We start from the raw sequence: 11,512 nt of genomic DNA on the forward strand, positions 1-11,512 counted from the left end.
GGGGGCGTCGGCGTCGGTGTCGGCGCGGCTCACCGCCGGGCCTCCGGTCCGCCCGTGCCGCCGAGGTGCACGTCTCCGGTGACCTGTCCGCCGGAGACGCCGTGCTGGTCGCCGGTGACGAGGCTGCCGCCGAAGGAGGGCGAGCCGCCCTGGAAGGAGACGCTGACGCCGCCCCTGGGGGCGGCCGTCCCGACCTCCGGGGCCGGGCGGTCCCCCACGCCGCCCGGCGCCGGGGCCGCCCCCTGCTCACGGTGGTCCTGTGCGTCCTCCGGACGGTGCTCCGGACCGTTCCCGGGCCCCCGTGAGCCCGGGACCGGTCCGTACAGCCACGCGTTCAGCGGGCCGTTCTTGCTGCCGACCGTGACGGCGTGGAAGCGGTCCCGGGGGATGCCCGGGTGGTCGTGCCGCACGATCCCGCTGTGCACGCTCTGGGAGACGCAGAGGGCGAAGTCGTCGGTCCGTTCGCGCAGGGCGTCCCGCAGCAGCTGGGCGTCGAGCAGCCGGCAGGCGTGGTTGAGGTCGGAGCCGACCCAGCCGTTGTAGCCGTCCACGGCCACATAGCCGTCGGCCACGACCGTCCTCAGCCGGATCTGGGCCGATCGCGACGCCATCCGGTTCACCATGCGCAGCTGCACCGGGATCTCGGTGAGCACGGCGCGCAGCAGCGCGGTGGGGGAGGCGTTGGCGTCGATCAGCTCCATGACGGAGTCGCCCCGGTCCGCCCGGATCCGCAGGGTCTCGTCGATGCCCGCGGCCTCCAGGACCTGATCCGTGACGTCGTAGAGCATCCGGCGCAGATAGGCCTGCTCGACATCGTCCCGGTCGCTGTACTTCTCGATGTCCAGCAGCAGGATCACGCGGTGCACGGGCTCGCTCATGGTCGCCTTCCGGAGGGGGGTGTCGTCGCACGCAGCAGCGTCGCCGCCGGGGCGCGCGGGGCGTGAGGGCGGATGACGCACTCGAAGTGTGACCGTGTGCACAGAGTCGCTCCGCGGAGTCCTCCGGGTACGCGGTGTGAGGGGCGGGAGGCGCCCGGCCGGGCTCCCGGGGTCGGCGGACCCGGGAGCCCGGCGGCCCGGCGTACGGCGGACATTCGCGGCGTCCGCCGGGTGCGCCGGGTCGCCGTCAGGTCTCCCGGGGAGCGGGGAGCGCGTCGGGCCCCGGGCGCTCGGCGCGGGCGATCCTGCGCAGCACGTCCGGCCGCATGATCACCAGCGTCCGCCGTCCGGTCGCCACCGCGTCCCGGTCCCGCAACTCCCTGAGCAGCCGCTGCACCATCTCCCGGGACGCGCCGACCGAGCCGGCCAGCTCCTGCTTGCTCAGCGCCACGGACAGCTCGACGCCCTCCTCGGTGCGTCTGCCGTGGGTCCGCGCCAGATCGAGCAGCAGCGCGGCGAGCCGTTCCCGGACGCTCATCGACGCGAATTCCAGCCGCCGCCGGTCGGCCGCCCTGGTGCGGTCGGAGGTGAGTCCGAGCAGGGCGAAGGAGACGGCGGGGGAGCGGTTGAGGAACTCCGTGAAGCGCCCGCGCTCCACGGCGACGGTCCCCACCGGCTCCAGCGCGGTCACCGTCGCCGAGCGCGGCCGGCCGGTCAGCGCGGAGGACTCGCCGATGATGTCGCCGGGGCCGCGGAGCGCGAGGAGCGCCTCGTAGCCGTTGGCCGCCGAAGCGGTGACCTTGGTCCAGCCGCGCACGATGAAGAGCACGTGCGAGGAGGGTTCGTGCTGGTGGAGCACGACCGTGCGCGGTGCGAAGGCGAGTTCGTGCCCCAGGGCGAGCAGGGCCGAGCGGTCCTCCCTCTCCAGCCTGGCGAGAAAGGGAACCCGGTCGTCCAGGCCCCCGTCACTGAGTGAATACGCTGCCGTCATCCAGTCCCCCGATCGTCGTGCGGCGTCCGAAAAGGTACTGAAGGGGGGCGGTGAACGGGCTCGGAACGGCGTGATTGAGCCATGAAAGCCCTTTCACCCATAGGTGCGGACGCGCACACGGGGTCCGCGGGGGACCCTGATGGGGCAATGCGGGCGGAAAGTCCGGCGCGTCGCGGTGGACTCCATTTGTTTTGACCGCAGCCCATGCGGTAGGTACGCTCTGACCTTGTGCCTGGGGTGTGCCTGGGCTCCTGTGCGTGTCCTCAACCGCATGGCGAGCCCGATCAGCGGCCACCGCAATCTGCGCCTTTTCTCGCCTCGCGGCGAGGGTCTCGCAGTTTCGACACACCCGACCGCGTGGGTCGGTGGCGTTCCAGGTTAGTTTCACGAACGGCACACAGAAACCGGAGAAGTAGTGCCTACGATCCAGCAGCTGGTCCGGAAGGGCCGGCAGGACAAGGTCGAGAAGAACAAGACGCCCGCACTCGAGGGTTCCCCTCAGCGCCGCGGCGTCTGCACGCGTGTGTTCACGACCACCCCGAAGAAGCCGAACTCGGCCCTGCGCAAGGTCGCGCGTGTGCGTCTGACCTCTGGCATCGAGGTCACGGCCTACATCCCGGGTGAGGGACACAACCTGCAGGAGCACTCGATCGTGCTCGTGCGTGGTGGCCGTGTGAAGGACCTGCCGGGTGTTCGCTACAAGATCATCCGCGGCTCCCTTGACACCCAGGGCGTCAAGAACCGCAAGCAGGCCCGTAGCCGCTACGGCGCCAAGAAGGAGAAGTAAGAATGCCTCGTAAGGGCCCCGCCCCGAAGCGCCCGGTCATCATCGACCCGGTCTACAGCTCTCCTCTTGTCACCTCGCTGATCAACAAGCTTCTGCTTGACGGCAAGCGTTCCACCGCCGAGCGGATCGTCTACGGCGCCATGGAAGGCCTCCGCGAGAAGACCGGCGCCGACCCGGTCATCACGCTGAAGCGCGCGCTGGAGAACGTCAAGCCCTCGCTCGAGGTCAAGTCCCGCCGAGTCGGCGGTGCCACCTACCAGGTGCCGATCGAGGTCAAGCCCGGTCGTGCCGCCACCCTCTCGCTGCGCTGGATCGTGGGCTACTCCCGCGCCCGCCGCGAGAAGACCATGACCGAGCGCCTCATGAACGAACTGCTGGACGCCTCGAACGGCCTCGGCGCTTCGGTCAAGAAGCGTGAGGACACGCACAAGATGGCCGAGTCCAACAAGGCCTTCGCGCACTACCGCTGGTAGTCGCTACCCCCATCGAGACCGAGAGAAGACTGAGCCATATGGCCACCACTTCGCTTGACCTGGCCAAGGTCCGCAACATTGGGATCATGGCCCACATCGACGCGGGCAAGACGACGACCACCGAGCGCATCCTGTTTTACACCGGTGTGAGCTACAAGATCGGTGAGGTCCACGACGGCGCTGCCACGATGGACTGGATGGAGCAGGAGCAGGAGCGCGGCATCACGATCACGTCCGCCGCGACGACCTGTCACTGGCCGCTCGAGGACGTCGATCACACCATCAACATCATCGACACCCCGGGTCACGTCGACTTCACCGTCGAGGTGGAGCGTTCGCTCCGCGTCCTCGACGGCGCTGTCACCGTGTTCGACGGCGTCGCCGGCGTTGAGCCGCAGTCCGAGACCGTCTGGCGTCAGGCGGACCGCTACGGCGTTCCGCGTATCTGCTTCGTCAACAAGCTCGACCGTACGGGCGCCGAGTTCCACCGCTGCGTCGACATGATCAGCGACCGCCTGGGCGCGACGCCGATCGTGATGCAGCTGCCCATCGGCGCCGAGATGGACTTCAAGGGTGTCGTCGACCTCGTCACCATGAAGGCCTTCGTCTGGTCCGCCGAGGCGTCCAAGGGCGAGATGTACGACGTCGTCGACATCCCGGCCACCCACACCGAGGCTGCCGAGGAGTACCGCGGCAAGCTTCTGGAGACGGTCGCCGAGAACGACGAAGAGCTGATGGAGCTGTACCTGGAGGGCGTCGAGCCCACCGAGGAGCAGCTGTACGCGGCGATCCGTCGTATCACCATCGCCTCCGGCAAGTCCGAGGGCGTCACGGTCACCCCCGTCTTCTGCGGCACCGCGTTCAAGAACAAGGGCGTTCAGCCCCTGCTCGACGCGGTCGTGCGCTACCTCCCCTCCCCCCTGGACGTCGAGGCCATCGAGGGCCACGACGTCAAGGACCCGGAGGTCGTGGTCAAGCGCAAGCCGTCGGACGACGAGCCCCTGTCGGCCCTCGCGTTCAAGATCGCGAGCGACCCGCACCTGGGCAAGCTGACCTTCATCCGGATCTACTCCGGACGCCTGAACTCGGGCACCGCGGTCCTGAACTCCGTGAAGGGCCGCAAGGAGCGCATCGGCAAGATCTACCGTATGCACGCGAACAAGCGTGAGGAGATCGAGTCGGTGGGCGCGGGCGACATCGTCGCCGTCATGGGCCTCAAGCAGACCACCACCGGTGAGACGCTGAGCGACGAGAAGAACCCGGTCATCCTGGAGTCCATGGACTTCCCGGCGCCGGTCATTCAGGTCGCGATCGAGCCCAAGTCCAAGGGTGACCAGGAGAAGCTGGGTGTCGCCATCCAGCGTCTCGCGGAGGAGGACCCCTCCTTCCAGGTGCACACCAACGAGGAGACCGGCCAGACCATCATCGGTGGTATGGGCGAGCTTCACCTCGAGGTGCTGGTCGACCGGATGCGCCGTGAGTTCCGCGTCGAGGCGAACGTCGGCAAGCCGCAGGTCGCCTACCGCGAGACGATCCGCAAGGCCGTCGAGCGCGTGGACTACACCCACAAGAAGCAGACCGGTGGCACCGGTCAGTTCGCGAAGGTGCAGATCGCGATCGAGCCCATCGAGGGCGGCGACGCGTCGTACGAGTTCGTGAACAAGGTCACCGGTGGCCGCATCCCCAAGGAGTACATCCCCTCGGTGGACGCGGGCGCGCAGGAGGCCATGCAGTTCGGCATCCTGGCCGGCTACGAGATGACGGGCGTCCGTCTGACGCTCCTCGACGGTGGCTACCACGAGGTCGACTCGTCCGAGCTCGCCTTCAAGATCGCCGGTTCGCAGGCGTTCAAGGAGGCCGCGCGCAAGGCGAGCCCCGTGCTTCTTGAGCCGATGATGTCGGTCGAGGTGACCACGCCCGAGGACTACATGGGCGATGTCATCGGTGACATCAACTCCCGCCGTGGCCAGATCCAGGCCATGGAGGACCGGGCCGGCGCCAAGGTCGTCAAGGGCCTGGTGCCGCTCTCGGAGATGTTCGGCTACGTCGGAGACCTCCGCAGCAAGACCTCGGGTCGCGCAAGCTACTCGATGCAGTTCGACTCCTACGCCGAGGTTCCGCGGAACGTCGCCGAGGAGATCATCGCGAAGGCCAAGGGCGAGTAACTCACCCGAGTACACGCTTTAGGCTTGTCACCGGAGCCTGCCGAGGACATTCCGGCCGAATACCTACGTATACGGTTGGAGTGTCCCGGGCCCCGGCATTCCAGCAAAGATCACCTGGCGCCGATGAAGCAAGGCGTACAGAACCACTCCACAGGAGGACCCAGTGGCGAAGGCGAAGTTCGAGCGGACTAAGCCGCACGTCAACATCGGCACCATCGGTCACATCGACCACGGTAAGACGACCCTCACGGCCGCCATTACCAAGGTGCTGCACGACGCGTACCCGGACCTGAACGAGGCCTCGGCCTTTGACCAGATCGACAAGGCTCCCGAGGAGCGCCAGCGCGGTATCACGATCTCGATCGCGCACGTCGAGTACCAGACGGAGTCGCGTCACTACGCGCACGTCGACTGCCCGGGTCACGCCGACTACATCAAGAACATGATCACGGGTGCCGCGCAGATGGACGGCGCCATCCTCGTGGTCGCCGCCACCGACGGCCCGATGCCGCAGACCAAGGAGCACGTGCTCCTGGCCCGCCAGGTCGGCGTTCCGTACATCGTGGTCGCGCTGAACAAGGCCGACATGGTGGACGACGAGGAGATCCTGGAGCTCGTCGAGCTCGAGGTCCGTGAGCTCCTCTCCGAGTACGAGTTCCCGGGCGACGACCTGCCGGTCGTCAAGGTCTCGGCGCTCAAGGCGCTCGAGGGCGACAAGGAGTGGGGCCAGTCGGTCCTGAACCTGATGGCCGCCGTCGACGAGTCGATCCCGCAGCCCGAGCGCGACGTCGACAAGCCGTTCCTGATGCCGATCGAGGACGTCTTCACGATCACCGGTCGTGGCACCGTCGTCACCGGTCGTATCGAGCGTGGTGTCCTCAAGGTCAACGAGACCGTCGACATCGTCGGCATCAAGACCGAGAAGACCACCACCACGGTCACCGGCATCGAGATGTTCCGCAAGCTGCTCGACGAGGGCCAGGCCGGTGAGAACGTCGGTCTGCTCCTCCGTGGCATCAAGCGCGAGGACGTCGAGCGCGGCCAGGTCATCATCAAGCCCGGTTCGGTCACGCCGCACACCGAGTTCGAGGCCCAGGCCTACATCCTGTCGAAGGACGAGGGTGGCCGTCACACCCCCTTCTTCAACAACTACCGCCCGCAGTTCTACTTCCGTACCACGGACGTGACCGGCGTGGTGACCCTCCCCGAGGGCACCGAGATGGTCATGCCGGGTGACAACACCGTCATGACGGTGAACCTCATCCAGCCCGTCGCCATGGAAGAGGGCCTGAAGTTCGCCATCCGTGAGGGTGGCCGGACCGTCGGCGCCGGCCAGGTCACCAAGATCGTCAAGTAGTTCTGACGTTCTGACCCGGTAGCTCCGCACAGGGCACCAGGAAGAGGCCCCACACCGAGAGGTGTGGGGCCTCTTCCGCGTCTCCGGCGGAACGGCTTCCGGTGGGTCCGCCGTCCGGCGTCGCTGCTCGGCGCCGCCTTCCGCGGGGTCCGCGGCGCTTCGCGGATCAGATCTCGGGGGCCTGGCTCGCGGCGGCCGTCCGCGCCCCGGGCCGCCAGATCCAGGGCCGGGCGTCCGGGCCCAGACCCACGGCCGCCGGCCCCTGCCGGCTGTCCAGCAGCGCGGGGGACTCCAGCGCCGGCGCCCCCAGCGTCCGGGTGTGGGTCCGGCCCCCCGAGCGCAGCAGCAGCCGCCCGCGCGGATCCCGCGACAGCAGCGCCGGCCCCCGCCGGGTCGCGACGGCGCGGACCGGCCCGTACCCGTCCAGTCCGATCCGTCCCGCGCGCCCGCCCCCGCCCACCAGCGTCACGGCGGCGGTCGCGGGCGTGCGGTAGTACAGCCGTACGCCCCCCTCGCGGCCGGGCAGCGCGGCGACGGGCCCGCCGGGCTCGGGGCCGAGCCCCTCCGGCCGGAAGACCACATCCGCCCCGGGGGCGGGCTGGGCCCAGTGCCGTACGGTCCCGATCCCCGAGCCGAAGACATGGACCAGGCCGCCGGCGTCCACCACGGCCGACAGTCCGTCCTGGACCGCCTCCCCGCCCAGCGCCCGCCAGGGGCCCCAGCTCCCGCCCGCCTCCCGCACCCGTGTGCTGACCCGGCGGTCCGCGTCGCGCACGAAGAGATGGACCCGGCCGTCCGGCGCGGTCACCGCCACCGGGACGCCGATCCGCCGGCCCCGGTCCTCGGTGCTCTCCGGATGGCCGAGCCCGGTCCAGGCGAGGAACGCGCCGCCCGCCGTCCGCTGCTCCAGCAGCACGATCTCGCGCCGATTGGCCGCGCCCCGGCCGCCGAGCGCGGCGATCCGCAGCCCGAACAGCAGCTGCCGGCCGTCCCGGAGGACCGCCGAGCCCAGGGCGGGCGCGAGCGGGCCGCCGCCGAGGTCGTCCGGCGCGCCCCACCGGCCGCTGCCCGCCCCGGTCTCCCGCCAGCGCACCGCCCGCAGCCCCAGCACCCCGTACGCGACCAGCCGTCCGCCGGGCGCTTCGAAGACCGCGGGCCGGGGCCCGGGGTGGCGGTGGTGGGTGGACCGCACCCACCCCTTCTTGTTGGTGAGCGGGCGGTCGCCGCCGACGGCGTAGTCGCCGCAGCCCGCGGAGTTCCCGCACCGCCAGTCCGGGTCGCCGCCGTAGGGGACGAGATGTCCGGCCTTCTCCGCGAGGACGGCGGGCGGCAGATTCTTGGGCCAGTGCCGGTTGTAGTAGCCCCGGAAGGCGTTGGCCACGAAGCCGGGCACCTGCCCGCCGTTCTCGGTGGCCTCCGCGACCCAGCGCACCATCGCGGCCCAGCCGAAGCAGGCGGCGGCGGTGTGGTCGCCGTGGTCGGAGTAGCCGGGCTGCTCGCTGTCCTTGCGCCGGGTCCGCTCGTCGCTGATCTGGATGTCCGGGTCGGGGTCCAGGGTCTGGACGACGGTGGGCCGGTACTGCTCCATCAGCCCGACCAGCACGTCGAGCAGCCCGTCGTAGTCGTACTCGACGGGCTCGCGCAGCGGCGAGCCCTGGGCGGGTACCGTGCGCACACTCAGCGAGCGGTCGTTCCAGAGGCTGGGCAGCGCGGTCCAGTGGCGGCGGGTGTGCTCGGGGAGATTGAGGAAGATCAGCTCCACCCGGCGGCTGCCGCTGGTCAGCGTATTGATCTCGGCCTGACGGTCCCCGCGCAGCGAGGCGACGCCCTTGGTCCACGGGGTGAACATGTCGAGCCCGAGGAGATCGGCGTACGTCTGGCGCAGGCCCTGGTGGCGGGCGGCGGTGTACGCCTCGGTGTCGGGCCGGGGCTTCGGTCCGCCGGGGGCGCGATTCACCCCGGTGTGCTCGCCCGCGGTGATGTAGACGGAGACGAGGGGCACCCCGGCGTCCAGCATCCGCTGGGTGTCCGGGTTCATGAAGTACAGATCGTCGTCCGGGTGGGCGAGAATCTGCATCAGCTGGGCCCGCCCGGCGCTGGCGATGGGCATCCCCGGTGCGGGGTCGGCGGCCGGGACGGGCCGCCGGGGCTCGGGTACCGAGCAGCCCGCGACGGCGGTCGTCGCGCCCAGCGCGGTGAGGGCGGCGATCACGCTCCGGCGGCGGGGCCCGGCCTCGCGCCGGGGCTCCGGTATTCGGGCAGCCGCCATCGCGGCGTCGCCGGGTCCGTTGTTCACTTGTGCGCTGCTCCGTCCGCTTCCCCCGCAGCGGCCGGGCGGCGCCCTCTCGTCTGCGTCTGTGGTCTCTCTGCGTCTGTGGGTGCGAACGGGTTGGTCAGGCCCGTTCGCGCTCAGCTAGACGGATTATCGTAACGATGGGTTGCCTGGGGCCGGGCCCTGCTCCCGTACCACGCGGTGATGGCGCGGCGCGTGGGGCGGGAGGGCTGCCGTGGGGCGGGCCGTTTCCCGGGCGCGGCGAGTCCCGGTCACGTTCCGTGCACGCGAGGAATGTCCTCGGGGGAATGCTCTGTCGCGAGGGGCGGACCACTGCGATGATTTTGATTTCGGCGAACAGGGGAATCGTTTCTGCGGCCCTGTCGCGTGCTCGACCATGAAACAGGGGGAACTGTCATGGCTCTTCACCGCTCCCGCGCTCGGTCCCGCTTCCGCGCTCGGTCCCGCTCTGGTGCGCCGCGCCGGGGACTGGCCGCCCTGGGGGCGCTCGCCGCCCTCGCGCTGCTGCCGCTGACCGGCTGCGGGTCGGGGGAGACCGTGATCGAGACGGACGCCGGGCCGGAGGCGGAGGCGGCGATCGAGGCGGCGGTCGAGGCGGAGGAGGCCGGGGCGGAGGCCGTCGACGGCGAGGACGTCGAGGGGGAGGAGGGTGCGGACGAGTCCGTCGGGGAGCCCCTGCCCGAGCTGGACGCGGACGCGGACGGGGGCGAGGTCGTGCTGCGGCAGGACGAGACGCGCGGCCACGCGGAGCTTCCGTACGGCGGGGGGAGCAAGGGCCGCACGCTGATCGTCGCCGTCAACTGCCAGGGCGCCGGAACGGTCCGGGTCACCCTGAGCCCCACCGGCACGACCTTCCCCCTGGAGTGCCTCGACACGGAGGTGAGCGCCGTCGAGAACCGGATGACCACCTCCGAGTCCCACCGCGCCGGGACCGTCTCCGTACGGGCCGACTCCTCCGTCCGCTGGTCCCTGGCCGTCGCCCGCGACGAGGGTGCGGAGGCCGGACCGCCGGGGTCCGCGAAGGTCGTGACCCCGGCGCGCGGGGGCGACCGAGGCCCGGCCGCCGGGGACCGCCGCGCCAAGGCCCCGTCGTCCAAGGAGGCCGGCGGGCGCTCGGGCCGGGGCGGGCGCTGAGGGGCGCGGGCGACGTCGGAGGCGGTCGGGGAAGGCGGCCGGGGGAGTCCCGGCCCGGGCGGCGGTCTTGTGGCGGGGCCCGGTCTTGTGGCCGGCTCGGTCTTGTGGCGGGGCTCCGGGGGCCGCGGGGCCCGGTCTTGCGGTGCGGATCCGGCGGCCTGGGCTCGGGTGGCGGGCTCCGGTGGCCGGGCCCGGTCACGCGGCGGGGCTCCGGCGGCCGCGGGGCTCGGTCCGGTGGTCTCAGCGCAGCTCCGGCGGCAGCTCGCCGCGGGCGGCCGGGGCGAGCGCCGCCCCCGGGAGTCCGCGCAGCACGCTGTCGCCGATCTCCGCCAGCCGGACCGCGTCCGGGGGCGTCGCGCCCAGCCCGATCGCGTACCGGACCGGGTCGCCGGGGAGCGCCCGCGGCCAGGCGTACGCGTCCGGCGACCCGGCCTCCGCGAGCGCGGTCAGCAGCGCGCGCATCCGGCCCCGGAGCCGGCCCTCGGTCTCCTCGGCGGGGTCCGCGGCGGGGTCCGCGGCGGCTGGGGCGCCCGCCGGGGTGCTCCCGGGGGCGATCGTCACCACCGCCCAGGCCGTGTGATCCGCCCCGAGCGAGGGCGCGGCCCACAGCTCCGGCCGGGGCCCGGCGGCCGCCTCCGTGATCTCCCACCCCCGGTACAGCTCACGGAGCACCAGCTCCCGCCCGCCCGTGCTCAGCTGCCCGGTGCACGTGCGTACCGGCTCGCTCGGCGTCAGCACCTCCCCGCCCGCCCAGTCCCACACCGCCCACCGCGCGAAGAAGTCCGACAGCGGCACCTCGTCCCGGCCGCCCTCCGGGGGCCTCGGGCTCTTCGCCACCGTGCGGGCCGCCAGCACCGTCCAGCCGATCCCCGGCACCCCGCCGAAGGGGGCCGAGTCCAGACCGCGCGCCCGGGCCCAGGTCTTCACCTCGCGGGCGAGCGCGGTGAACGCCTCCCGCCGCCCGTCCGCCAGCCGCAGTACCGCGTCCGCGTCGCTCACCGCGCTCAGCGCGATCGCGGCGGCCTCGCCCAGCTCGGCCCGCCGCTCCACGGCCGCGCCCGGCGGCACCTCGCCCGTCGCGACCACCACCAGGTCGACGGCCAGCCCCGCCACCCGGAACCGCAGCCCGGGCGCCCGGGCCCCGATCACCTCCCGTACGGCGGCGGCCTCCGGCAGCGCGTCCACGATCCGCGCCCGGACCGAGGCCGGATCCACCGCGCCGCCCGGCAGCGCGGCCACCAGATCCAGATCCGCCCCGGGCGCGGCGCACCCCGTCCGCCGCGACCCGGCGAGATGGACCACGCCTTCGGGGAGGGCCCCGGAGACCGTCGCGCGGACCCGCCGCACCAGCGCCTCGACACCCTCCGGATCCCCGGTCCCGGCGGCCCTCACGCCCTCCGCCCCGGCGTCCTGCCCGCCCGCCCGCGCGCCCAC

General features: G+C 71.8%; 8 protein-coding genes and 1 pseudogene. 5 read left to right on the forward strand and 4 right to left on the reverse strand.

From position 1 onward, the window contains the following. Positions 1-29: 29 nt before the first annotated feature. Both ACF089_RS11115 and ACF089_RS11120 read right to left on the reverse strand, forming a co-directional pair. On the reverse strand, positions 30-878 hold the full coding sequence (locus tag ACF089_RS11115; RefSeq protein WP_392024878.1) for a hypothetical protein: 849 nt from the start codon (positions 876-878) through the stop codon (positions 30-32). A gap of 247 nt (positions 879-1,125) precedes the next feature. Further along, a complete protein-coding gene (locus ACF089_RS11120; RefSeq protein ID WP_392024881.1) occupies positions 1,126-1,869 on the reverse strand; it encodes a Crp/Fnr family transcriptional regulator in 744 nt (247 codons plus the stop codon). A 415-nt stretch (positions 1,870-2,284) separates the two neighbouring features. On the opposite strand from ACF089_RS11120, the gene rpsL reads away from it, so the two are divergent. The 4 genes from rpsL to tuf all read left to right on the forward strand — a co-directional run bounded on the left by rpsL (position 2,285) and on the right by tuf (position 6,651). Then, positions 2,285-2,656, forward strand: coding sequence for a 30S ribosomal protein S12 (rpsL, locus tag ACF089_RS11125; protein ID WP_003948652.1), 372 nt, complete (start codon positions 2,285-2,287; stop codon positions 2,654-2,656). 2 nt (positions 2,657-2,658) lie between these two features. After that, positions 2,659-3,129 (forward strand): 30S ribosomal protein S7, encoded by a 471-nt coding sequence (gene rpsG, locus ACF089_RS11130; protein ID WP_190121713.1) that lies wholly within the window; start codon positions 2,659-2,661, stop codon positions 3,127-3,129. Between the two features lie 38 nt (positions 3,130-3,167). Further along, complete coding sequence (gene fusA, locus ACF089_RS11135) at positions 3,168-5,294, forward strand: elongation factor G (RefSeq protein ID WP_392024884.1); 2,127 nt, start codon at positions 3,168-3,170, stop codon at positions 5,292-5,294. A 163-nt stretch (positions 5,295-5,457) separates the two neighbouring features. Beyond that, positions 5,458-6,651, forward strand: coding sequence for an elongation factor Tu (gene tuf, locus ACF089_RS11140; RefSeq protein ID WP_392024887.1), 1,194 nt, complete (start codon positions 5,458-5,460; stop codon positions 6,649-6,651). A 166-nt stretch (positions 6,652-6,817) separates the two neighbouring features. Here tuf and ACF089_RS11145 read toward each other — a convergent pair whose 3' ends face one another. Continuing rightward, positions 6,818-8,920, reverse strand: coding sequence for a PIG-L family deacetylase (locus ACF089_RS11145; RefSeq protein ID WP_392025697.1), 2,103 nt, complete (start codon positions 8,918-8,920; stop codon positions 6,818-6,820). 420 nt (positions 8,921-9,340) lie between these two features. Between ACF089_RS11145 and ACF089_RS11150 the strand changes: the two genes are divergently transcribed. Next, complete coding sequence (locus ACF089_RS11150) at positions 9,341-10,078, forward strand: hypothetical protein (protein WP_392024890.1); 738 nt, start codon at positions 9,341-9,343, stop codon at positions 10,076-10,078. Between the two features lie 240 nt (positions 10,079-10,318). Here ACF089_RS11150 and ACF089_RS11155 read toward each other — a convergent pair. Beyond that, positions 10,319-11,512, reverse strand: a pseudogene (locus ACF089_RS11155) (hypothetical protein); the annotation flags it as partial.

The organism is Streptomyces sp. NPDC014894 (assembly GCF_043080985.1).
GTDB lineage: Bacteria > Actinomycetota > Actinomycetes > Streptomycetales > Streptomycetaceae > Streptomyces.